Genomic DNA, 21,475 nt, shown 5'->3' with positions numbered 1-21,475 from the left:
ATCTCCGGAGCCAGCGCCGGCGCCATGAACGCAACCGCATTGACCCATGGGTTGGGCGTCGGCGGCCGCCAGGGCGCACGAGACGCACTCCGGGCATTTTGGCATCGGGTCGCCGCAAGCGCCCAGCATAACCCCTTCAGCCCGACCCTGCTGGAACGGCTCGCCGGGTTGGATGATGTGCGCCTTTCGGCTGGGCGTGCTTGGCTCGAGGCCATCTCGCGCTCGGCCTCGCCCTATGATCTCAACCCATCCGGCCACAATCCTCTGGCGGATGTACTGGCCGACAGTATCGACTTCGAGATGCTGCGCCGCGAGCCCCCTCTGCAACTGTTCTTGAGCGCCACCAATGTGCGCACCGGCAGGGTCGGGATCTTCGGCCCGGAGGAGATCAGCCTTGAAGCGGTCCTGGCCTCGGCCTGCCTGCCGCAGCTGTTCCAGGCGGTAGAGATCGACGGGGAACACTATTGGGATGGCGGCTATGTCAGCAATCCACCGCTCCGGCCGCTGGTGGAACGCACCAATTGCGCCGACATCCTGATCGTCCAAGTCGACCCCATCCGGATCGAGCAGGTACCGACGACCGCACAAGCCATCCGTGACCGGATCCAGGTGCTCATGTTCAACGCCGGCTTCATGCACGAGATGGACGACATCGCGGCAAATGGTCGGACCCGCCTGCACCTGATCGAGGCAGAAGCGGAGTTGGCCAAACTTGGCGCGGCCAGCAAGCTGAACGTGGGTAGGGATTTTCTTGAGCGACTGTTCGTGCTTGGGCGGGCACGGACTGATCTCTTTCTGGCCGAGCGGCAGGCTCTCATCGGCACGCGCTCCACATTGGACGTGGCTACGCGGTTTTAGTGCGGCGCGGCCGCAACGATGTCGCGATGAGGACTGCGTTGAGCGCGCACGCCTTCGTCAACAGCTCTGATCAACCGTCGTATTCCTCAAAGAAAGGCGTTCGTCATGAATCCCACCATGTCCGATCACGACCTGCTTCATGCGGCAGCCGAGCACCTTGGTACCGACGCCAAAGCGCTCATGCTCCGCTACTATGGCTCCCTTGGAGACGCGCTCCTCGAGATGGACCAGTTCAATCAAAGCGGCCAGCTGCAAGATAGCTTTGCAGCCATGCTCCGCAGTCTGCTCGATGTCGATGGTCTGCGCGCACAACCCGTCGCCAGCACCGCTGCTGCTCAGCCGATGATCGTCCAACCATAATGCTGGCTTACGGTATGGCCGGTAGTCGGCCAGCCGTGCAGAGGGACAACATAATGACGACAACCAACCTAAGGTCGATGCGGAGCGCGGCTCTGGTCTTCGATCTCGACGGGATACTGGTCGATAGTGTCTCTCAGCATGTGCTGGCATGGCATCATGCACTGCTGGAAAGCGGGATCGAGCTGTCGATCTGCGAAGAACGATACCCGCAAGGGTGAACGCTGGCTCTGTTTCGTAAAAGAAGCCCGGGCCGCAGGATGGCGGGCATCTTACCGGTAGGCGAGAGGGATGCAGGGATGCCACCGCCCCCTGCCAGCGCTACGCCGCCTTTGGCATCAGGGCATCAGGAACGCCTCGACCGGCTCGATCGTGGCATCATACTCCCAGCCCAGCTGCACGGTGTTGCGGCTTTCCACGATCTGGTAGCCGACGCCGAAACAGGCCCGACGCTAGAAACGCGCAGGCGTCTTGTGCAGCCGACAGCCTAAGCGGGCCAAGTGGCGGCGCATGCGGTTCTCATGAGTCTTTAAGATGAGCATCAATGCACCTCTTCAGGCCGGCGAAGCAGGCCGGTAGGTGCCCCATTGATGCCGGATCAGGTACTTGAAGGGAAGCACGTCAAGGTGTGGGAGAGCCAGGATCACCCCCAGCTTCGCGCGCCTCGCCGAGTACCCGCGCGATCGCATCTAAGACTTCGTGGGCCGTGTAGGGCTTGCGCAGGATCATGGCGCTGCCCTGCGCACGGATCCGGACCACCTCTTCGGGCAGCGAACTCAGGATGATGACCGGGATCTCCGCCAAGCTCGGTTCGGCGGCCATGGCTGCCAGCATCGCCGGACCGTTCATGACGGGCATCATCATGTCCAGCAGCACCACGTCAGCCCGCGTCTCGGCCAGTCGTTCGAGCCCTTGCCGGCCATTGGCCGCCATCATCACCTGGTAGCCGGCGTCCTCCAGCACCGCCTCAAGCGCCATCGCGATGAGCGGTTCGTCGTCGACGACCAGGATGCTCGTCATGGGCCCTCCGAGATGGAGGAAGATGGATCCGGGCCACCGCGTTCCCGCGCAAATCCACTCAAAAGATCCTTGGCACCCTCGAAGCTTCCGGCGAGGCGGAGGCCGTGACCACCAGTGATAATGAACTCGCGCAGAGCCGGATCGAAGCCGCTGCCGCGAACCTTCACCACGGACAGGAGCCGGCAGGTCCGCCTCTGGTGCTCCACGTAGCGCATCGCGATCAGGCTCTCGACCATCGAGGACATCCCGGTGATGGGCATCTGGATGCCGGGGCCGATCAGGTCCCGCGTCTCCATGGTGTAGAGCGTGGTCACGCCGCGCGCCCGCAGCTCATTGACCAGCACCGCGAAGAAGCGGCTCATGCGCCCAGGCTCTACCGAAGCCTCGATGAAGCCGCCGAGGCCATCGAGAAAGAGCCGCCGGACGCTGCGCCGTTGGACCGCGTCCAGCAGGCGATGGGCCAAGGCATCCTGAAGCTCCTCGCCCTGCGGCTGCCACAGGATCTCGACATCGCCGCGGGCTATTGCCCCCTCGAGATCGAGACCCAGACTGGCAGCCTGCTGCACCAAGCGGGGTGGCGTCTCGTAGAAGCCGAAGAACAGTCCTGGCTCGGTCGCGCTCGATCCGCCTAGGAAGTGGAGACCCAGACTTGTCTTGCCGATCCCCGACGGACCTAGCAGACCGGTGACGGTCGCCTCTATCATGCCGCCGCCAAGCATCGCGTCCAAGCCGCCGACGCCTGTCGACAGCCTGCCCGACCGGGCCTCGTCGGGGCGGGTGACCTCTCGGAATGCAGCCTCGATGCGTGGATAGACCATCAGGCCTTCCGCGGTGATGCGAAAGGGATGCCGGCCGGCCAGGTAGTCGCTGCCGCGCAGCTTGTTGACGAAGAGCCCGCGCTCGGTCCGTGAGCCAAAGCGGACGTCGGTCAGCTCGATGATCCCGTCTACCATCGTGTGCTCGGGCGGGATGGCCTGCCCCTTCGCAGTGGTGAGCAGGAAGACCGTGCAGCCGTACAGCGCGGCCTGGGTCTGCAGCTCCTGAATGAACTTCTTGAATTCGGTGTCGGATGCTGCCCGGTCTTCCGCCGCCACCAGTCCATCGAGGACCATGACGGTCGCCTTGCGTCCCGCGATCTCGCGGCGCAGCAGCGTGACCAAACCGGACAGTCCATCTCCATCGAGTGCACCGAGACCGCTGATGTAGGAGATCTGCTCTGGCAGGCGGGATGCGTCGAAGAAGTCCATCGTGCCAAGGTGCAGGAGCATCCGGGCATGCGTCTCGGACAAGAGCGTCACATAGAGCGCCTGTCCGCCCGCCGCGGCGTGGTGATAGCAGATCTGGTTGCCGAGGGTCGTCTTGCCCGCCCCCGGCGGCCCTTGGAGGATGTGGATGCCTCCTTTGGGGAAGCCGCCGCTCAGAATGGTGTCCAGGCCTGGAACGCCACTTGGTACCCGTTCGATCGCCTGTTGCTCACTCATGGCCTGCCCTCGTGGTCCCCAGGGGCAGTCTGACCACGAAGGTCGATCCGTGGCCAGACTTGCTCTCGATGTCGATCGAGCCACCCATGGCCGTGACCATCTGGTTGGCCAGCCACAGTCCGATGCCGAACCCACCATGGTCGCGCCGGGTCACGGCCCGCTCGAAACGCTGGAAAATGCGGGCACGGTCCTCCTCGGAGATGCCGATGCCCTGGTCTTGGACCATGAGCTGCGCGGCTTGCCCATCGGAGCGCAGGCTGGCACGGATGGGCTTGCCAGCGCCGAACTTGATCGCGTTCGACAAGAGGTTCTCGGCCGTCTGCTCGAGAGCGAGCCGATCCCACATCCCCACGACATCCTCCTGCAGGTCTGTCTCAATCCGGCACCGCGCCAGTCGGGCCCCGACGGTCGCCCGATCGATGATGCCGCGCATGACAATGGAGAGGTCGACCTCCGTCGGCTCGATGCGGATGTTGCCGGCTGCGATGCGGGACACATCCAGGAGCGTGGTTGAGCGACGCACGAACTCCTGCACGGCCTGTTCCAGGATCTGGAGCCTCGGTGCCATGATCTCCGGACGACACCGGCTCGGGTTTCTGGTCGCGGCAAGCAGCAGGCCGACCTGTGCCAGGATCGGAGTCATCGGGTTGCGCAGCTCATGGGCTGCGATCGCCACGAACTCATCGCGTGCCCGCACCGCCTCGCGCAGCTCTTCAATCAGGCGATCCTTGTCCGCCTCGTCGTGCCCGCTCGCCCGGCTGCTGCCGGTATCCGCCATGCCGCCTCCGATGCCTTGAGCTTCATGGCGGGAACCGACCCCGTCATGTCTGTACTGCGTGGCGTCACTCTCTTAGGCCCGTTCGGGGTACCGATGCGAGTGGCAGAACACGTCCCGCCGCGGATTGGGCCGCAGCGGCGTTTCAGTCATCCCCGGGGCCGATAATGAACTTCCTGGAGCCACGGCGGTAGTCATGGCAGCCAAGATCTCTTGCCGGAACCAAGGAATAACCGGCGGCTTCCACGCCAGCCGCCCCTGACGCCGCCGCCGGCTCCTGGTCGTCCGGCTCGGGCACATCGATGGACCAAGCCAATGCTGCACGTTCGGCGTCCTGCAGCGGTCCATCCTCGCGGTGGTACGGCAGTTCCGTAACTCCGGCCTGGCGCAGTAGGCCGTTCAGGCGCCGGCCCAGCCGGCCCTCACCAGCCTGCAAGGCGCCCCAATTGTCGCGCTCCCGGTTGAGGTCGATCAGGGCCCGAACTGGACCTTCAGCTGCCTTGTAGCCGGCAATCGCCTTGGCCAAGACCTGCACAGCCTTCTCGACCTCCGCCGCCACCTGGACGCGCTGGTCGACCGTCTCCGCCAGCTGGGCCAGACGCTGCCGTTCCTAAGCCCGCCGCGCCTTCGCCGCCTCACGCTCGGCATGGCCCTGTTCCCACGCGAGCCTTGCCTTCAGGCAAACCAGCCGCCGCTCCTGGGCCTGGATTTCGGCTTGAACGGCCGCGACAGCCTGATCCGGCCCGGCGGCCTCTTCGGCCACGACAGTGAGGTTTGCAGTCTGCTTCGGCATCATCGTTCTCCTGCTCAATTGAAATGGCCCGCGCGACGCTGATCTTCTTCGATCAGCTTTCGGCAGTGTTCGTGAAGTTCGTCCTCGGTGATTGCCAGTCCTCCGGTGTCAACTGGACGGTCAGCAGGACACGATCACAAAGGGCATGGAGTTCCTCCGAGGTCATCGCGGCGAGTTCCTCAGCTGAAGGAATACGGGTTCCCTCATCGCGTGTTGGGTGCGGCCGCTGCGCCTCCAGCCGGGCCAGCCGCTCGGCGATCGCTTGCCGACGGATTGACCTCATGATTGCTCTTCCCGCTGCTCCAGCTTGGCCAGGCGGGCCTCGTGCTCGAGGCGTTCGAAATGCTGGATCCGTCGTTCCAGGATCCCAGCCAGAGCCGCCCCTCTTCGGGTGAAAGCTCGCCCTCGGCGATCGCAGCGGTGACCCGGTTGATCCCATTGGCGGCATCTGCGGCCGTTTCGACGGCAGGCAGATTGATCCGGACTGGTCGCCCCTTCCTCGCTGACCACAACCGTTCCAGGATCAGCTTCTGGGCCACGACATCGCCGGCCAGAGCACTCTTGATCGCAGCCTTGAGAACGTACGAGGCGGTCTGCTCGGCCACGAGGGTTGTCCGAGGTGCCAGGCTTGAACTTACCACTCACACCTGTTCTCCACCTGATAGAACAGAGGAAGTTCCTGCTGACGCCTTGCCAATCTGCCCTGATGCAATGGCCACCTTCTCCGTCAGCTCAGCAAAGGTCCTGGCCAGCTTCGATGCATGCTTCGGCATCTTGGCGGCCACCCGTGCGACCGCAGGCAGCCGGTCTGCCTGACAGATCAGGCAGCCGCAGAAGGTGATGCCCGGCATGACCTTGACGGAATGGTGGTGGATGGTCACGGCGCATCCGCCTTGCTGTAGCGCCCCGTGTAGGCATTGAAGTGCACCTTCACGGTCGTGGGCTTGCCGATGATGTCGTGGTAGCGCGACTTCGCGATCCGGATCACATCACCATCGGTATCGCGGTGCACGACGATCCCGACGTCCGACTTGTTGAACCAGTGTGCGCTGTCGCTGATGTCGTAGAGGCTCGGGATGCCGACCTTGCCGTCCTTGTCTCACATCATCTTCGCCGGGTGCGCCACGACGATCAGGTGCACCTGCCACTTCCGCGCGAACTTCCTCAGCTGCCGGATCGCCCAGCCATGTACTCAGTCAGGCTCATGTCCTTCGGCCGTACGTGGTCCAGCTCGTTCCAGGGGTCGATGACGCAGATCTGGGTGCCATAGCGCACGACCGAGGCAGCGAGCTTGTCGGGCACCCATTCCAGCGTCGCATCCTCGTCCTCGTCCGGGGTGACGAAGCTGAATGCCGTCGATCTAGCGATCGGCGTCGGCGATCTCCTCCGGCCTCATCCAGCTCGCAGGTCAGTGCGCGTAGAGCCTGCGCAGCGATCGCCGGTGGTCGATGAGCGGGTGCTGCTCGAAGGAGGCGAAGCAGGTCGACAGGCCGTAGTTCTCGGCCATGCGGACCACCAGGTCGTTGACGAACGTTGTTTTGCCCATGCCGGGTACGCCCGTAGCCACGACGAAGTCGCCGAGCCGGATCCGGTAGTTGTCGGTGAGGAAGTCGAACCTGCAGGCCATCGCGGTCGGCATCGGGGTCGGCGCGTACTTACTCATCCGGAATAGGCCGGCCACATGCACGTGCGGCGCACCGTTGATCGCCTCAACGACGGCGGCTTGCCCGTAGCCGAGCAGCAGATCGTTCAAATCCTTGGTGCCGTGCCGATACTGGACGTAGCGGCACCGCCCCTTGCCCAGGTGCAACGACAGGTCGTTGAGCAGCGCGGCGCCCGGCTCATCGCCGTCGCTGGCGATCACGATGTCCCGCACGCCCTCGAACAGCTTCAGCGTCTCGGCGATGAAGGCGTACTTGCCGCTGGTGTCGCTCGAAACCTCCTTGGACGGTGCGCCGCCCGGACGCTGACCACCCGCCGGAAGCCGGCCTGCATGGCGGCGATAGCATCGAGCTCACCCTCGGTGATGATCGCGGGCTCGCTGCTCAGCGTATCGTCGAGCAGGCAGTCGTGGTTCCACCAGGTCTGGGCACCGCCCTTGTCCTGCATGAACCCCTTGCCGTCGACTCGCCGGTACTTGTGGTTCACGACTCGGCCGTGGCGGACGTAGAAGGCGTTCCAGTCACCACCATCGGGGCACTCGGCGCTGTTGATTCCCAACGCCGTCGTGAGCCCGGTACTCAGACCACGAGCCTCCAACCACTGGGCGTGGTCCGGATGCAGGACGGGCAAAGGTCTCGGTCCAGATGCCCTTGGCGCCGCAGTGCCAGCAGTGCCAGCGGAGGTCGTCCGCGGTGGCCGTGACGGATAGGCAGGGGTCGGATTTCTTAGATCGTTCATGACTGCAACTCGGGCAGGTGATTCGGTGGTTACCCAGGCCTCGGCCGCCAAGGCGGGCCCGGATGCTGGCTGCCATCTGACCAGCAGTTTTTGCCCGACCGGATCATACGGTTCTATCGCCCCCGGAGTAGGAGAGGGAAATGAGCAAGGTTACCGTGAATGGCTGCGCGCTGGTCGTCGTGGCTGCGCTGGAGCTGGGCGCGGTGCCGGCCGTCAGCGCATCCGAGCGGACCGCCTGCCCTCGCCGGTGACATGGTTTATGTCGGCGGCGTGCTCGGCACAGTCCAGGGAAAATCGGAACTGGTCCCCGGCGGCATCAAGGCGGAGGCTCGCCAAGCCTTCGTGCACGTGAAGAACATCCTGGAAGGGGCCGGGACGTCGCTGGATCGTACAGTCAAATGTGTGGTCTTGCTTTCGAACATCGATGACTTTCCCGCGATGAACGAGGTGTTCAGGGAGGTGTTCCCTGAAGCGCCGCCCACTCGTTCCACGATCATCGTGCCGAAGATCCCGATGAACGCGGCGTTCGAAGTCGAATGCAATGCGCTTGCCAGGGATTAAGACGAGCTGTTGCTACTGGTGATTGTAGCTCACCCGGCCGTCCACAAGCGGGATCAAACACCTAGAAGCGGCCTTCGAAATGGGTGACGGCCAGCGGTGGGGATGCGTGTAGCGCCAGGCGATCCACGATCGCCGGGGCTGCTGTCATGCCTCAAGCACCGTCGCCTGTACCCGACCGACCTGTCGGACGAGGAGTGGGCTCCTTGCGCCGTTGCTGGAGAAGCATGGCCGTCATGGGCGGCCGCCGAAGTGGCCGAGGCGGCGGATCGCCGATGCGATCTTCTATCTGTTGCGCGCTGGCTGCCCATGGCGGTTGCTGCCTCGGGGTACCCGCCATCGATGGGCAGCATCGGTCCCACGGAGGGATGTCCGTACAGCTGACAGGGCCTCGTCCTGCTCGTGTGCATGCATGCGGCGGATCTGCCCGACCGAGCCGGTGCGCAAGATGCTCTTGAACACTGCTGAGCACGACAGCCTGCCGCAACTCGAACTGGTATGGGCCGATGCCGCGTACGCCGGCGCATTCGCATCACAACTCCAGGCCGAGCGAGGCTGGCATCTCGAGGATCGGAGGCAGCGCCTCCGATCGCCACCCGGATCGTCAATTCTGACGCTACGGGATCAAGCAGAAGCCCAAGAACGCGTTTCGCGTCCTGCCGAGGCGCCTCCGCGGTCTGCTGACCTCGGTCCCTTCGGGAAACGGATCATCGGCCTGCTGGCCGATGATGGGTGGTCGAGAGAACCTTTGTCTGGCTCGGCCAGTCACGGCGGCTCTGCAGGGACGATGAGTGGCTGCCTCAGACGAGCGAAACCAGGATCTACGCCGCCATGAGCCGGATCATGCTGAAAAGGCTGGCAAGATCAGCGGGTTGAGTGTTTGAAGACCGTTTCTAATGCCGCTCTGAAACTGAGCCGAAGACAATTCGTGACAGTTCGGTCTTGTTCCTGACCTGGAGCTTGCCGAACACGGTGCGGATATAGTGCCGGACGGTATTGGGGGTGATGCCTATTTCTTGGGCGATGGTCTTGTAGGTCTTGCCGAAGGCGTAGTGTTCGGCCACGGTCAGTTCACGCGGGGACAGTTCGGAAACCGGCCGGCGCTCGGATATGCGCACGAGGAAGAGGCCGGAGACGTCGCGGAAGACGGCGCGGATCTTCCTGCCGCGGAAATGGCGGCCGTCGCGCAGATGGGCCAGCAGGTCGTCCGGCAGCATCGGGCCGCGCCAGCGCTGCCATTCGATGGCCATGAAGCGGGCGAAGAACTCGTCGGCGGAGAGGATTAGGCCCGAGCGGTCGCAGATCGCGTTCGCTGCCAGCTGTTCATCGGTGAGGGCGTCCAGGAGCGCCGATTCCAGATGCTTGCGCCAGCTCAGATGCAGGGCATGCATCAGGTGCGGCATGACCATCTGCTTGAGCTTCCGCTGGGCCTCGGTGAACGGGGTGGCGGTGCGATAGACGGCGAGAAAGGCGTGGAGCCCCAGGGACGGCTCCAGCGTATGCGTGCACAGGACATGCCGGATGCCGTGGCTCGCCAGCATCGTCTGCAAGGCCGGGTAATGGCAGAGCTCCCGTTCGTTGAACATCACCGTCGAGAACGGGTGCAGGGCTGCCTGATTCGCGATCGGATCCTCGGCTTTTATCTTCTCCCAGTCCTCGTGGTAGGTGGCCGGCAGCCTGAACTTGATCTCGGTATGGAGATTGAGGCCGGACACCAGGCCCCACCAGGCGCAGTCGAACGGGACTGCCCGCGCCAGCAGCGCCAGCGCACGCTCCTGGAAGCCGGTGAATTCGACCTGATGGGGCAGCCTGTGGATGGCCAGCAGCAGCCCGCCCACCGCATCCAGATCGTGCAGGGGATCACCGTCCATTTGCAGGGGTTCAGACAGCCGTTCCCTCATGGGCGCGGGGCTATAGCATCCGTGCCGCCATGCCAACAGGGAGGGTTGCAATGAGCAGGACGGGCTACGTCTTCCGCGAGGAATACATGTGGCACAATACCGGTCTGGCGGCGAACTACATCGCCCCGGGCATTCATGTGCAGCCGGACATCGTTCATGCCGAAAGCTCGGACAGCAAGCGCCGCATCGACGGGCTCCTGTCCGTTTCCGGCATCAAGAAGCACCTGCGCATCATCGACGATTTCGAGCCGCTGAACGACGACCAGATCGCGCTGTTCCACACGCGGGACTATATGCGGCGGATCAAGGAGATGAGCGACAATGGCGGTGGCGACGCGGGCGAGCTCACGCCGTTCGGGCCCGGCGGCTACGAGATCGCCGCACTTTCGGCGGCGGGGCCTCTGGTGGCGGGACGCGCCATCCTGAACGGCGAGATCGACGACGCCTATGTCCTCAACCGGCCGCCGGGCCACCACGCCGAAGCGGATATCGGCCGCGGCTTCTGCATCTTCGCCAACGCTGTGCTCGCCGCGATGAACTTGCGCAAGGAATTCGGCGACATGAAGATCGCCATGCTGGACTGGGACGTCCATCACGGCAATGGCGCGCAGAAGGCATTCTATCGCGACCCCACCACGCTGGTGATGTCAATCCACCAGTACAAGAACTATCCGCAGGATTCAGGGTTCGTCGAGGAAGCCGGCGAAGGCGACGGCTATGGCTACAACATCAACATGCCGCTCCCGCCGGGCTCGGGCCACGGTGCCTATCTGCATTGCATCGACACGGTCGTGACCCCGGCGGTCGAGGCGTTCAAGCCGGACATGATCTTCATCCTGTCCGGCTTCGATGCCGGTGCGGTCGATCCGCTGGGGCGCAACATGGCCCATAGCGGCACCTATCGCGAGATGACCCTCAAGATGAAGGCTCTGGCGGACCGGTTCTGCCAGGGCAAGCTGCTGATCATGCACGAGGGCGGCTATTCGCCGGCCTATACGCCGTTCTGTGGGATCGCGGTCGTAGAAGCGCTGACCCAGGTCAATACCGGCGTGGAGGACCCGTTCTTCAAGATCCTGAGCGGCTACGGGATGCAGGAACTCCAGCCCCACCAAGCGGAGATGATCGCCCAGTCGGCGGCGCTGGTGAAGCACATAAAATAAACAGTCAGGCTGCACAGCCCAACAGGGAGGAGTTCAGGAATGCGCGACAGGTCAGCTACCGAACGGTGGATCCTGATAGTCAATCTGATCATCATGCTGTTTCCGCCGATCCATCTGTTCTTCGCCGGCGGCTCCATGACGATGGCGCTCGTCTATTTCTTCGGCAGCGGCCTGATCCTGGTCGGCTCCATGATGGTGCTGCGCTCGATGGGCGACAACAGGGGAGAAGAGTAGGATGAATTTCGCCATCGGCTACGGCCTGATCCTGCTGTTCTTCATCCTCGTCATCTACGTCATGGAGCGCAACCACCGGGAAACCGACAATTTTGAGGAGTTCTCGGTCGCCGGGCGTTCCTTCGGCTCATGGTTTCAGACCATGGCCTTCCTGAATACTTGGCTTCCCGGCACCATCTTCATCGCGTTCGCCGGGCTGTCAGCCTCGTTGGGTGTGATCGGCTACTACGTCATTTCCTATTCGTTGCTCGCGGTCTTGTTCATGTATTACTTGGCCGACCGGGTGTTCGACTGGGGCAAGCGCCACAACCTCAAGACCCAGTCCGACTTCGTGGGCATGCGCTACAATTCTGATGCCGTGCGGGTGACGGCCGCGATCATTGGCGTCGTGTCGATGTTCCCGTGGATCGTCCTCGGCCTGCAATCCCTGGGCCTGGTGTTCTCCTACCTGTCCTTCGGCCTCGTCTCGCCGGAGCAGGCCGTCTTCGTGAGCATCGCGGTGCTGGCCATCCGGCAGTACTGGACGGTGCGTCTGGGAATGCGCGGGATCGTCATCTCCGACATGGTCCAGGGCATCATCGCCTATGGGGTGGGCGGCCTGCTGTCGATCGGCTTCATCGTCATGCTCCTCCGCTCGGATCATGGTTTCGACAAGCTGGCCGAGAGCTTTGCGACCCTGCCGTCGTTCGGCAGCGATCTGGGCCCGCTCTACTACTTCTCGATCGTCCTCACCGGTGCGCTCGGCTCGTGGTGCTGGCCCGACATCTTCGTTCGCCTCTTCACCGCCAAGAGTGCGCAGACGGTGAAGAACTCCGCCTTCAAGGCCGCCCCGCTGATGTTCCTGTTCCTGGCGCTGATGCTGACGGCAGCGATGCTCGCCAGCTCCATGCCTGAGGTTGCCGCAGCGCCCGACAATGTCTGGTTCCTGCTGGCGAGCCATGGCGGTCCGGTCATCCTCTCCGTGGCGGGCATCTGCGTGCTCGCTGCAACGATGGGCAACATCAACGCGCTGACGCAGGCGACCGGCGTGCACGCTGCCCAGGACATCTTCCACGTGAAGGGCGGGACCGACCGGCAGATCACCCGCACGGCACGCATCATCGTCGGGATCACCACCATTCTCGCCATCATCGGCGCGATCATGACGGTGAACACCACGGCCGGCCTCCTGACGCTCGCACTGGCCGCCTATCAGGGCATCGTGCAGCTGGCGCCGTCGCTCTATCTGGGCCTGCTCTGGAAGAGGCCGACCGCACCTGCCGCAGTACTCGGCATGATCGTTGGCTTCGTGGTCGCGGTGATCCTGCAGTTCCTCTACCCGGTCTCTATCCCGGCTCTGGGCGGCCTGACCTCGGGTGTCGTCGGCCTGATCTGCAACACGGCGGTCCTGGTCGGCGTGACGATGCTCACACCGGCCAAGAGCATCGAGACGCAGCGCGTCTCGGCGCTGTTCGCCTAGAGCCTGCACCGGTTCGCGTCAGGGAGTGCATGTCATGAGACTCGATGAATATGCCCGGCATGACGTCGTATCCCTGGCCGGGCTGGTGGCGCGGCGCGAAGTCACCGCGGAGGAGCTGCTGGAGCTTGCCCTGCGGCGACCAAAGCGGTGAACGCCGACATCAACGGCGTCATCGCGCAGTTCGGTGATCGTGCCCGCAGCGAGATCGCTGCGGGCCTCCCCTCCGGTCTGCTGACCGGGGTGCCATTCCTGATCAAGGAATGCATGCTGATGATGAAGGGGGCGCCCTATCGTCTCGGCTGCAGACTCCCCGATGGCTTCACCTCGCCCAACGACACGGAGCCGATGATCCGCTTCCGCAACGCGGGGTTGGCGACCTTCGGCACGACCTCGACGCCGGAAATGACCTAAAGCCCGACCACCGAACCGATCATGTTCGGGCCTGCCGCAATCCGTGGAACCTCGCGCACAGCGCCGGGGGATCGAGCGGCGGGTCCGCGGCCGCGGTCGCCGCCGGCATCGTGCCGCTGGCGCACGCCAATGACGGCGGCGGCTCGATCCGCATCTCCGCCGCCTGCACCGGGGTGGTCGGCTTGAAGCCGACGCGCCACCGGGTACCCCAGGGGCCGAACTATGGCGAACTGCTGCAGGGCCTGTCCTGCGAGCTGGCGGTCAGCCGGACGATTCGCGACATGGCCGTGGTCCTGGATGCGGTGCAGGGCGCGGGTGCCGGGCCAAGAACGTCATCGCTTCGCCCGAGCGGCCCTATGCCGAGGAGATCCGGCACCCCCATCAGCGCATGAAGATCGCGCTGATGGACGAATCCTTCTCCGGCACGAAGATGGATGCGGAGCTGGTGGATTGCGTCCGGCAGGTCAGGAGGATCTGCGCGGAGCTGGGCCACGAGGTGGTTCCGGCGAAGCTCCGGATCGAATGGAAGCGTTTCTTCAACGCGACGCACATCGTGTGGAGCGCGAATGTCGCTGCCATTGTCGACGGGCTGTCCGCACTTACGGGCCAAGCCATCTGGGAGGAGATGCTCGAGGCCGGAACCTGGGCCTGCTATGTCGACGGCAAGAGCTTCTCCGCGGTGGACCTGATCGACGCGCTGGACGACTTCAATGCCATTTCCCGTGAGGTCGGGCGGTTCTTCGTCGACTACGATCTGCTCCTGACGCCGACGCCCGCCCGCCTGCCGCTCAGGCTCGGCGAGCTCGACCAGAACCGGGCGGGCATCACCGGCCGAGAATGGACCATGGGCGTGTTCGACTGGTGCAACTTCACGCCGCTGTTCAACACGACGGGCCAGCCGGCGATCAGCCTGCCTCTCGGCATGGCCCAATCTGGGCTGCCGATCGGCATCCAGTTCGCCGGCCGGATGAACGACGAGGCGAGCCTGCTCCCGGATCAGTGCGCAACTGGAAGCGGCGATGCCCTGGCGGGAACGGATCCCGCCGGTCCATGCCGCGGCTCGGGCCTGACGGCAGGTCGCCGCCGGCCTGGCAGCCAACACCCGCGCCTCTGACAACCTGACGAGCCGGCCGGTCTGCATGCACGCAGGCCGGCTTTCCTTACGGTAGGATCTCCGGCTCTGCGGCCTGCGCCGCCGAAGCCTGCCGATATCCAGACTCGTTCTTGATGTTCCTGTTTTGTTCTCATAACGTCGGCGCATGACGAGCCGCCTGCACGCCGACCATGCCGCCGCCTCCTGAACTACGCCTGATGGTCTTCCGGCCGGAGGAGGCCGAGGGGCCGGTGCGTGCGGAGGAAATGCGACCGCCGCTTTCCGCGCGTGCGCAGACCGTGGCGAAGCTGCGCGCGCGCATCCGGCAGATGGAGCGGGACGAGCGGCCGCCGCCGGCGGTGCTGCCCTTCGGCGTGGCAGCGCTCGACCAGTGGCTGCCCGAGCGCGGGCTGCGCCTGGGCGCCCTGCACGAGGTGGCCGGCGGTAGCGGCGACGCCGTCTATGGTGCTGCGGCCGCGCTGTTCGTCGCCGGCATCCTGGCCCGGCTGGAAGGGCCGGTGCTGTGGTGCCTCACCTATCCCGACCTGTTCGCGCCGGCCCTGGCAGGGGCCGGCCTGCATCCCGACCGGGTGATCTACGCCGAGGCCGGCGACGAGACCGCGGTCCTGCAGGTGATGGAGGAGGGGTTGCGCCATGGCGGCCTTGCCGGCGTGGTCGGGGAAACCGGCCGGCTGCCGATGACCGCGTCGCGCCGCCTGCAACTCGCCGCCGAGGCCACGGGCGGTCTCGGCCTCGTCCTGCGCCGCTGGCGCCATGCCGGGGCTGCGGAGCAGTTCGCCCAGCCCAGCGCCGCGGTCAGCCGCTGGCGGATCGCCACCCTGCCGTCCGCGCCTCTGCCGGTCACGGGGGTGGGGAGGGCACGCTGGCGGGTCGAGCTGCTCCGCTGTCGCGGGGCGGAGCCTGGTTTCTGGGATCTGGAGGCATGCGATGCGCAAGGTCGTCTCGCTGTACCTGCCGAGCTGGTCGACCGACCGGTGGCGGCGGCAGCAGGGCAGCGTCGCGCCGCCGCCGGGTGAGCCGCTGGTCCTGGCCGGTCGGGAAGGTTCCGCCCGGCTCATCCAGGCAGCCTGCGCCCGGGCCCGCCGGCTGGGCCTCCATCCCGGCCTGCCGGTGGCTCAAGGTCAGGCGCGGGTCCCGGGCCTGCATGTCCACGAGGCCGATCCCGCGGCCGACCAAGCCGCTCTAGAGCGGCTCGGCCTGTGGTGCCTGCGCCGCTACAGCCCTCTGGTCGCCCTCGACCCGCCGGACGGGCTCTGGCTGGACGCCACCGGGGTCGGCCACCTGTTCGGCGACGACCGGGCGATGCTGGAGGACCTGGTCCTGCGCCTGGCCCGCAGCGGTATTGCCGCCCGCTGCGCCATGGCCGGCACGCCCGGGGCCGCCCATGGCCTGGCCCGCCACGGCTACCAGCGGATCACCCTGGCCGACCGGCAGATCCACGAGGCGCTGGGCGTGCTGCCGATCGAAGCCTTGCGCCTGCCGGACGAGATGGTCCGGTCCCTGCGCAAGCTCGGCTTCGAGCAGGTGGGCGAACTGTGCCGCACCTCGCGCGCTGCGCTGGCCCTGCGTTTCGGCGCGCTGCTCGGCGAGCGGCTGGACCAGATGTTCGGCCGGCTCGCCGAGCCGCTGACCCCGCTGGCGCCGCCGGAACTGGTCCGGGTCGAGCGCGCCTTCGTCGAGCCGATCGGCACGGCGGAAAGCCTGGAGCACCAGCTGGACCTGCTGGTGGCGGCACTGTGCACCAGGCTCGCTGCCCGGGCACTGGGGGTGCGCCGGCTGGACCTTTTGTGCCGGCGGGTCGACGCCCGGACCGAAGCGGTGCGCATCGGCACCGGCACGCCCTCCCAGGACCCCCGTCACCTCCTGCGCCTTCTCGCCCTGCGCCTGGACGGCATTGATCCCGGCTTCGGTATTGAGCGGCTGGCGCTGGTCGCCACGCTGGTCGAGCCGGTGCGCCCGCAGCAGACCAGCAGCCTGGTCCGGGACCGACAGCAGGAGATCGTGGGCCTGGTCGACACGCTCGCCAACCGGCTGGGGGCCAGCCGGCTTTACCGGACGGTCCCGGTGGAGAGCGACCTGCCCGAGCGGGCAGTGAGCAGGGTCGCTGCCCTGGCACCACCCCAGGCCCCGACCCAGGCGGCGGGCTGGCCGGCGATCCTGCCGCGTCCCGCCCGGCTCCTGGCCTCCCCTGAGCCGGTCGACACGCTGGCCCTCCTGCCCGACCACCCGCCCAGCCAGTTCGTCTGGCGCGGCATCCGCCGCCAGGTGGTGCGTGCCGACGGCCCGGAGCGGGTGTTCGGCGAGTGGTGGCGCCAGGACACCGAACGCCACTCGGTGCGCGACTATTTCCAGGTCGAGGACCAGGCGGGCGAGCGCTTCTGGCTGTTTCGCTCAGGGGACGGCATGGACCCGGCGTCTGGGCCGATGCGCTGGTACCTGCACGGCCTGTTCGCATGAGCATCCATGCCGAGCTGCAGGTCACCACCCACTTCTCCTTCCTCCGTGGCGCCAGCTCGCCGAAGGAGCTGTTCGCCGCGGCCGCGATGCTGGGCATCCCGGCACTCGGCATCGCCGACCGGCACACGCTGGCCGGCATGGTCCAGGCGCACGAGGCCGCGGCGGTCACCGGCGTGCGCCTGGTGGTGGGCTGCCGGCTCGACCTGGCCGACGGCACGCCCGTGCTGGTCTATCCCACCGACCGCCCGGCCTATGCCCGGCTCTGCCGGCTGCTCACGCTTGGCAAGGGCCGGGCGGGCAAAGGCGGCTGCGATCTGGCCTGGGCCGACCTGGTGGCGCATGGCGAGGGCCAGCTCGTCATGCTGGTCCCGGACCTGCCCGACCAGGGCACTGCGCTGAGGCTCGCCCGGCTGCGCGCCGCGTTCGGCGACCGGGCCTATCTGGCGCTCACCCTGCGCCGCCGGCCAGGTGATGCCCTGCGCCTGTACGGCTTGGCCGAGCTGGCCCGGCAGGAGGGGGTGGCGCCGGTCGCGACCGGCGACGTGCTCTACCACGCGCCCGAGCGGCGGATCCTCCAGGACGTCCTCACCTGCATCCGCCTAGGCTGCACCATCGACGACCTCGGCTTCCGCCGGGAAAGACATGCCGACCGGCACCTCAAGGCGCCCTTGGAGATGGCCCGGCTGTTCCGCGCCCATCCCGAGGCGGTGCTGCGCTCCCTGGAGATCGTCGAGCGCTGCCGGTTCAGCCTGACGGAGCTGGCCCACCAGTACCCGCACGAGGTGGTCGAGCCCGGCCTGAGCGCGCAGGCGATGCTGGAGCGGCGGACCAAAGAAGGGCTGGCCTGGCGCTATCCCGAAGTGGTGCAGCCGGACATCGAGAGCCAGCTCGCCCACGAGATGAAGCTGATCGCGGAGCAGAACTACGCACCCTACTTCCTGACCGTCGACGCCATCGTCCGCTTCGCGCGCTCGCAGGGGATCCTCTGCCAGGGACGGGGCAGCGCCGCCAACTCCCTGGTCTGCTACCTCTTGGGCATCACCGCGATCGACCCGGTGGCGCAGGGCTTCCTGTTCGAGCGGTTCATCTCCACGAGCCGGGACGAGCCGCCGGACATCGACGTCGACTTCGAGCACGAGCGGCGGGAAGAGGTGATCCAGTGGATCTACCGGACCTATGGCCGGCACCGGGCCGCCTTGTGTGCCACGGTGATCTGCTATCGGGCCAAGGGGGCGATCCGCGACGTCGGCAAGGCCCTGGGCCTCAGCGAGGACGTGACCGGGGCGCTGTCCAGTCAGGTCTGGGGCTGGTCGGAGGACGGGGTCGAGCCTCGTCATGCGGCCGAGCTCAACCTGAACCCGACCGATCGCCGGCTGCGCCTAGCCCTGGAGCTGGCCAGGGAACTGATCGGCTTCCCGCGGCACCTGTCCCAGCATCCGGGCGGCTTTGTGCTGACCGAGGACCGGCTGGACGAGCTGGTGCCGATCGAGCCGGCGGCCATGGCCGATCGCTCGGTGATCGAATGGGACAAGGACGACATCGACACGCTGAAGTTCATGAAGGTCGACGTGCTGGGCCTGGGCATGCTGGGTTGCCTGCGCCGGGCCTTCGACCTGCTGGCCCGGCACAAGGGGCAGGCTCTGACCCTGGCAAGCATCCCTCAGGAGGATCCGGCCACCTATGCGATGATCCGCCGGGCCGACACGATCGGAGTGTTCCAGATCGAATCGCGCGCGCAGATGACGATGCTGCCGCGCATGAAGCCCAGGACCTTCTACGACCTGGTGATCGAGGTCGCGATCGTCCGGCCGGGCCCCATCCAGGGCGACATGGTCCATCCCTATCTGCGCCGCCGGGAGGGCAAGGAGCCGGTCGAGTATCCCAGGCCCGAACTGAGGAAGGTGCTGGAAAAGACGCTGGGCGTGCCGCTCTTCCAGGAGCAGGCCATGCGCATCGCCATCGAGTGTGCAGGTCTTCCCCCCGACCGGGCTGATCAGTTGCGCCGCTCGATGGCCACCTTCAAGAACAAGGGCGATGTTGGCAGTTTTCGGACAGAGCTGATCGGCGGCATGATCCGGAAAGGCTACGCACCCGAGCTGGCCCAGCGGATCTTCCAGCAGATCGAAGGTTTCGGCTCCTACGGCTTCCCCGAGAGCCACGCCGCCAGCTTCGCCCTGCTGGCCTATGCCTCTTCCTGGATGAAGTGCCATCATCCGGAGGTCTTCTGTGCGGCACTGCTGAACGCCCAGCCGATGGGCTTCTATGCGCCGGCCCAGATCGTGCGCGACGCACTGGAGCACGAGGTCGAGGTCCGTGCGGTCGACGTGAACGCGAGCGAGTGGGACTGCACCCTGGAGCCTGCCGAGCTGGGCCTGGCGGTCCGCCTGGGTCTGCGCATGGTCAAGGGGCTAGCCGAGGCACAGGCAGTCCGGATCGCGCAGCACCGGCCCTACGCCAGCATCGGCGATCTCTGGCGCCGGGCCGGCGTGCCGGTTGCAGCGCTCGGGCGGATCGCCGAGGCGGACGGATTTTCAGGCTCGTTCGGCCTGGACCGGCGCGAGGCCATGTGGGCGATCGGGTCCCTGCGCGACCAGGAGCTGCCGCTGTTCGCCGGCCTGCCCGAGCTGAGCGAGCCGGCGGTGGCGCTCCGGCCGATGACCGGCGGGAGCGAGCTGGTGGAGGACTATCTGTCTACCGGCCTGACCCTGCGCCAGCACCCCTTGGCCTTCCTGCGCGCCGAGCTGGCCCGCACCGGCTACCGCCCGTGCGGGGAGCTGGCGGCCATGCCCGCCGGCAGCCGGCCGGCGGTGGCCGGCTTGGTCCTGGTCCGGCAGCGCCCGGGCTCGGCCAGCGGGGTCATGTTCATCACGATCGAGGACGAAGGGGGGATCGCCAACCTGGTGGTCTGGCCGTCCGTGTTCGAGCGCTACCGGCGCATCGTCCTTGGCAGCCGGATGCTGGGCGTGCTGGGGCGGGTGCAGCGCCAGGGCGAGGTCATCCACCTGGTGGCCGAGCGGCTGGAGGATCTGGGCGCGCTGCTCGCCAGCCTCGGCTCGAGGGACCAGCCCAACCACCAGCCACGCGACATCTACATCCGCGACCTGCGCCCGGACTCCGCCATCAGGATACCGACCCGTGACTTTCGCTGAGGAGGGAGAACTGCTGCGGGAATTTCTTCGTACGAAGTCTCTTCGACGCTGCTGCTTCGGGAGCACGGAAGGACATAAGGTTTAGGGCTGGCCAGGAACTCCATGGCGCCCCGCCGACTGCGGAAATCTCTAGAGAAGGTGGTGGAGCCGATCGGGATCGAACCGCCGACCTCTAAGGTCTGAACCCGATCAGGTTCTTGTGTGCGCTGGGTGATCGCGCTCCTGTGGCGGTCACGGGCGGACGCGGGAGAGGGCGATGGCGGGCCTGTTCTGGCTGACGGACGCGCAGTGGGCGGTGATCAGCCCGTTCATGCCCATGCATCAGCCAGGCGCGCGGCGGGTCGACGACCGCCGGGTGCTCTCGGGCATCATCCATGTCCTCGGGACCGGCTGCCGCTGGCGCGACTGCCCGGCCGGCCACGGTCCCGCCGGGGCTTTTAGTGGGCAATGCTCGCCGCCTTGGCCGGGCAGGCTGGTTGCTCATGATGGCGGCGCTCGACAGCACCTACGTCGAGGTCCACCGTTCGGCGCGGGCGGCAAAGGGGGGGGCGCGGACGCAGGCCAGCGGCCCGTCGCGGATCGGAGCCACGACGCCAACCGCCTGCGCCGGGATCTGCGCGAGGCCGGCATCATCCCGATCCTTCCCGGCACCCGCGTACGCAAGCGCCCCATCAGACATGACAAGCGGCGCTACCAGGACCACTGGCGCGTCGAAGCGGCCATCTGCCGCCTTGAGGGCTTCCGCCGCGTGGCAACGCGCGGCCAGATCCTTCGCGGCCTCTGGCACGAACGCTGCCGCTGCGAGGCCGAACGCGAGAAGTTCCACGAGTTCCAGCAGCCCGATCAGTTCTGGCTTTGGGAGAACCGGTGGTACGAACTTGAGAAGCAAATCATCACCACCCAGGCGCGCTGCCTAGACGACCTACGCGGCAAGATCGAGCTGATGCGGTTCTACTCAGACTCGACCGGGTCCGGGATGGAAGACAATCTGGCTGCATCGATCGCAGCTGGCTTCGGCCTCCTCTTCCCGCGGAGGTAAGTGCACCAGGAGAACCGAGGTGTCGGCACGCCATCAGCTGCCGGCACGTTCATCAGCCGCCTCGGGGAGACCTGGAGCGGCTTTGCCTCGCTGACAGCTCTGGTAGCTCGGTATTGTGACCAGCGCGATCCCGGCCGGAGATGCGCGGACTGGGCTGGACGGAGGCACGGGTGTTCCTGATCGAGCTGGCGGAGGGGGGACGGTCATGTCGCTCTGGACGAGCAAGCCTGCGGTACGGCTGACGGGTTCGACAGCCGCAGCGGCCTGGTCCTGCTGGGTGCCACCAACCGGCCGGAGATCCTGGACCCG

Annotated in this window: 23 protein-coding genes and 4 pseudogenes; 14 read left to right on the top strand and 13 right to left on the bottom strand. The window is 66.3% G+C overall.

The genetic code is table 11. The features are described from left to right. Positions 1-858 (top strand): patatin-like phospholipase family protein (locus tag EQG76_RS25895; protein WP_159717636.1); only part of this gene is annotated, 858 nt, incomplete at its 5' end. Between the two features lie 57 nt (positions 859-915). Here the strand turns inward: EQG76_RS25895 and EQG76_RS25890 are convergent. Next, complete coding sequence (locus EQG76_RS25890) at positions 916-1,212, bottom strand: hypothetical protein (protein ID WP_159717634.1); 297 nt, start codon at positions 1,210-1,212, stop codon at positions 916-918. Between the two features lie 59 nt (positions 1,213-1,271). Between EQG76_RS25890 and EQG76_RS25885 the strand changes: the two genes are divergently transcribed. Continuing rightward, positions 1,272-1,436, top strand: coding sequence for a hypothetical protein (locus EQG76_RS25885; RefSeq protein WP_200841132.1), 165 nt, complete (start codon positions 1,272-1,274; stop codon positions 1,434-1,436). Between the two features lie 400 nt (positions 1,437-1,836). Here EQG76_RS25885 and EQG76_RS25880 read toward each other — a convergent pair whose 3' ends face one another. The 11 genes from EQG76_RS25880 to EQG76_RS25835 all read right to left on the bottom strand — a co-directional run bounded on the left by EQG76_RS25880 (position 1,837) and on the right by EQG76_RS25835 (position 7,576). After that, positions 1,837-2,235, bottom strand: coding sequence for a response regulator (locus tag EQG76_RS25880; RefSeq protein WP_159717632.1), 399 nt, complete (start codon positions 2,233-2,235; stop codon positions 1,837-1,839). Continuing rightward, positions 2,232-3,716 carry an ATPase domain-containing protein gene (locus tag EQG76_RS25875; protein WP_159717642.1) on the bottom strand — a complete coding sequence of 495 codons (1,485 nt, stop codon included), beginning with the start codon at positions 3,714-3,716 and terminating at the stop codon, positions 2,232-2,234. The genes EQG76_RS25880 and EQG76_RS25875 overlap by 4 nt, the downstream gene beginning before the upstream one ends. Continuing rightward, complete coding sequence (locus tag EQG76_RS25870) at positions 3,709-4,494, bottom strand: sensor histidine kinase (protein WP_159717630.1); 786 nt, start codon at positions 4,492-4,494, stop codon at positions 3,709-3,711. Before EQG76_RS25870 ends, EQG76_RS25875 begins: the two co-directional genes overlap by 8 nt. 142 nt (positions 4,495-4,636) lie before the next feature. Beyond that, positions 4,637-5,050, bottom strand: coding sequence for a hypothetical protein (locus EQG76_RS25865; protein ID WP_159717628.1), 414 nt, complete (start codon positions 5,048-5,050; stop codon positions 4,637-4,639). A 51-nt stretch (positions 5,051-5,101) separates the two neighbouring features. After that, entirely contained in the window at positions 5,102-5,287 is a 186-nt protein-coding gene (locus EQG76_RS25860; RefSeq protein WP_159717626.1) for a hypothetical protein, read from the bottom strand. 200 nt (positions 5,288-5,487) lie between these two features. After that, a complete protein-coding gene (locus EQG76_RS25855; RefSeq protein ID WP_159717624.1) occupies positions 5,488-5,889 on the bottom strand; it encodes a hypothetical protein in 402 nt (133 codons plus the stop codon). Between the two features lie 36 nt (positions 5,890-5,925). Further along, complete coding sequence (locus tag EQG76_RS25850) at positions 5,926-6,165, bottom strand: hypothetical protein (protein WP_159717622.1); 240 nt, start codon at positions 6,163-6,165, stop codon at positions 5,926-5,928. After that, complete coding sequence (locus tag EQG76_RS32885) at positions 6,162-6,296, bottom strand: hypothetical protein (RefSeq protein ID WP_255476596.1); 135 nt, start codon at positions 6,294-6,296, stop codon at positions 6,162-6,164. Before EQG76_RS32885 ends, EQG76_RS25850 begins: the two co-directional genes overlap by 4 nt. 152 nt (positions 6,297-6,448) lie before the next feature. Continuing rightward, positions 6,449-6,586, bottom strand: coding sequence for a hypothetical protein (locus EQG76_RS25845; RefSeq protein ID WP_159717620.1), 138 nt, complete (start codon positions 6,584-6,586; stop codon positions 6,449-6,451). Between the two features lie 106 nt (positions 6,587-6,692). After that, positions 6,693-7,160, bottom strand: a complete 468-nt coding sequence (locus tag EQG76_RS25840) for a hypothetical protein (RefSeq protein WP_159717618.1) — start codon at positions 7,158-7,160, stop codon at positions 6,693-6,695. Positions 7,161-7,174: 14 nt separating this feature from the next. Continuing rightward, complete coding sequence (locus EQG76_RS25835) at positions 7,175-7,576, bottom strand: toprim domain-containing protein (protein ID WP_159717616.1); 402 nt, start codon at positions 7,574-7,576, stop codon at positions 7,175-7,177. A gap of 267 nt (positions 7,577-7,843) precedes the next feature. On the opposite strand from EQG76_RS25835, the gene EQG76_RS25830 reads away from it, so the two are divergent. From EQG76_RS25830 to EQG76_RS25820, 3 genes and pseudogenes are all read left to right on the top strand, one after another. Next, the gene (locus EQG76_RS25830) at positions 7,844-8,245 is read left to right on the top strand and encodes a RidA family protein (RefSeq protein WP_159717614.1); all 402 of its coding nucleotides are present in this window, start codon (positions 7,844-7,846) and stop codon (positions 8,243-8,245) included. A 138-nt stretch (positions 8,246-8,383) separates the two neighbouring features. Further along, positions 8,384-8,594, top strand: a pseudogene (locus EQG76_RS32495) (transposase); the annotation flags it as partial. Between the two features lie 377 nt (positions 8,595-8,971). After that, positions 8,972-9,118, top strand: a pseudogene (locus EQG76_RS25820) (transposase); the annotation flags it as partial. A 17-nt stretch (positions 9,119-9,135) separates the two neighbouring features. Here the strand turns inward: EQG76_RS25820 and EQG76_RS25815 are convergent. Further along, the gene (locus tag EQG76_RS25815; RefSeq protein ID WP_159717610.1) at positions 9,136-10,113 is read right to left on the bottom strand and encodes a helix-turn-helix transcriptional regulator; all 978 of its coding nucleotides are present in this window, start codon (positions 10,111-10,113) and stop codon (positions 9,136-9,138) included. An 80-nt stretch (positions 10,114-10,193) separates the two neighbouring features. Between EQG76_RS25815 and EQG76_RS25810 the strand changes: the two genes are divergently transcribed. From EQG76_RS25810 to EQG76_RS32485, 9 genes and pseudogenes are all read left to right on the top strand, one after another. Next, positions 10,194-11,303, top strand: a complete 1,110-nt coding sequence (locus EQG76_RS25810) for a class II histone deacetylase (protein ID WP_159717608.1) — start codon at positions 10,194-10,196, stop codon at positions 11,301-11,303. A 39-nt stretch (positions 11,304-11,342) separates the two neighbouring features. Beyond that, positions 11,343-11,537 (top strand): hypothetical protein, encoded by a 195-nt coding sequence (locus tag EQG76_RS25805; RefSeq protein WP_159717606.1) that lies wholly within the window; start codon positions 11,343-11,345, stop codon positions 11,535-11,537. Between the two features lies 1 nt (position 11,538). Then, a complete protein-coding gene (locus tag EQG76_RS25800; protein WP_159717605.1) occupies positions 11,539-12,996 on the top strand; it encodes a sodium:solute symporter family protein in 1,458 nt (485 codons plus the stop codon). A 147-nt stretch (positions 12,997-13,143) separates the two neighbouring features. After that, entirely contained in the window at positions 13,144-13,407 is a 264-nt protein-coding gene (locus tag EQG76_RS32880; protein WP_159717603.1) for an amidase family protein, read from the top strand. Further along, a pseudogene (locus EQG76_RS32490) lies at positions 13,296-14,521 on the top strand (amidase). Before EQG76_RS32880 ends, EQG76_RS32490 begins: the two are co-directional and overlap by 112 nt. 245 nt (positions 14,522-14,766) lie before the next feature. Further along, on the top strand, positions 14,767-15,537 hold the full coding sequence (locus EQG76_RS25780; RefSeq protein ID WP_159717638.1) for an ImuA family protein: 771 nt from the start codon (positions 14,767-14,769) through the stop codon (positions 15,535-15,537). Beyond that, positions 15,449-16,978: a Y-family DNA polymerase gene (locus EQG76_RS25775; protein ID WP_159717599.1), complete on the top strand. Its 1,530-nt coding sequence runs from the start codon at positions 15,449-15,451 to the stop codon at positions 16,976-16,978. Before EQG76_RS25780 ends, EQG76_RS25775 begins: the two co-directional genes overlap by 89 nt. Then, on the top strand, positions 16,975-20,127 hold the full coding sequence (locus tag EQG76_RS25770) for an error-prone DNA polymerase (protein WP_159717597.1): 3,153 nt from the start codon (positions 16,975-16,977) through the stop codon (positions 20,125-20,127). The genes EQG76_RS25775 and EQG76_RS25770 overlap by 4 nt, the downstream gene beginning before the upstream one ends. Positions 20,128-20,383: 256 nt before the next feature. Then, positions 20,384-20,887: pseudogene (locus tag EQG76_RS32485) on the top strand (transposase); the annotation flags it as partial. Positions 20,888-21,475 lie beyond the last annotated feature (588 nt).

This window comes from Geminicoccus flavidas, assembly GCF_009806515.1.
GTDB classification, from domain to species: domain Bacteria; phylum Pseudomonadota; class Alphaproteobacteria; order Geminicoccales; family Geminicoccaceae; genus Geminicoccus; species Geminicoccus flavidus.
The sequence above is the reverse complement of the archived record's forward strand: the minus strand, read 5'-3'. Positions and strand labels throughout refer to the sequence as shown.

What these genes read in the sequence shown, in the direction of transcription:
- EQG76_RS25885 (WP_200841132.1), top strand. Translation starts at nt 1,272, where the DNA reads ATGACGACAACCAACCTAAGGTCGATGCGGAGCGCGGCTCTGGTCTTC.
- EQG76_RS25880 (WP_159717632.1), bottom strand. Translation starts at nt 2,235, where the DNA reads ATGACGAGCATCCTGGTCGTCGACGACGAACCGCTCATCGCGATGGCG.
- EQG76_RS25875 (WP_159717642.1), bottom strand. Translation starts at nt 3,716, where the DNA reads ATGAGTGAGCAACAGGCGATCGAACGGGTACCAAGTGGCGTTCCAGGC.
- EQG76_RS25870 (WP_159717630.1), bottom strand. Translation starts at nt 4,494, where the DNA reads ATGGCGGATACCGGCAGCAGCCGGGCGAGCGGGCACGACGAGGCGGAC.
- EQG76_RS25860 (WP_159717626.1), bottom strand. Translation starts at nt 5,287, where the DNA reads ATGATGCCGAAGCAGACTGCAAACCTCACTGTCGTGGCCGAAGAGGCC.
- EQG76_RS25830 (WP_159717614.1), top strand. Translation starts at nt 7,844, where the DNA reads ATGGCTGCGCGCTGGTCGTCGTGGCTGCGCTGGAGCTGGGCGCGGTGC.
- EQG76_RS25815 (WP_159717610.1), bottom strand. Translation starts at nt 10,113, where the DNA reads ATGGACGGTGATCCCCTGCACGATCTGGATGCGGTGGGCGGGCTGCTG.
- EQG76_RS25810 (WP_159717608.1), top strand. Translation starts at nt 10,194, where the DNA reads ATGAGCAGGACGGGCTACGTCTTCCGCGAGGAATACATGTGGCACAAT.
- EQG76_RS25805 (WP_159717606.1), top strand. Translation starts at nt 11,343, where the DNA reads ATGCGCGACAGGTCAGCTACCGAACGGTGGATCCTGATAGTCAATCTG.
- EQG76_RS25800 (WP_159717605.1), top strand. Translation starts at nt 11,539, where the DNA reads ATGAATTTCGCCATCGGCTACGGCCTGATCCTGCTGTTCTTCATCCTC.
- EQG76_RS25780 (WP_159717638.1), top strand. Translation starts at nt 14,767, where the DNA reads ATGCGACCGCCGCTTTCCGCGCGTGCGCAGACCGTGGCGAAGCTGCGC.
- EQG76_RS25775 (WP_159717599.1), top strand. Translation starts at nt 15,449, where the DNA reads ATGCGCAAGGTCGTCTCGCTGTACCTGCCGAGCTGGTCGACCGACCGG.
- EQG76_RS25770 (WP_159717597.1), top strand. Translation starts at nt 16,975, where the DNA reads ATGAGCATCCATGCCGAGCTGCAGGTCACCACCCACTTCTCCTTCCTC.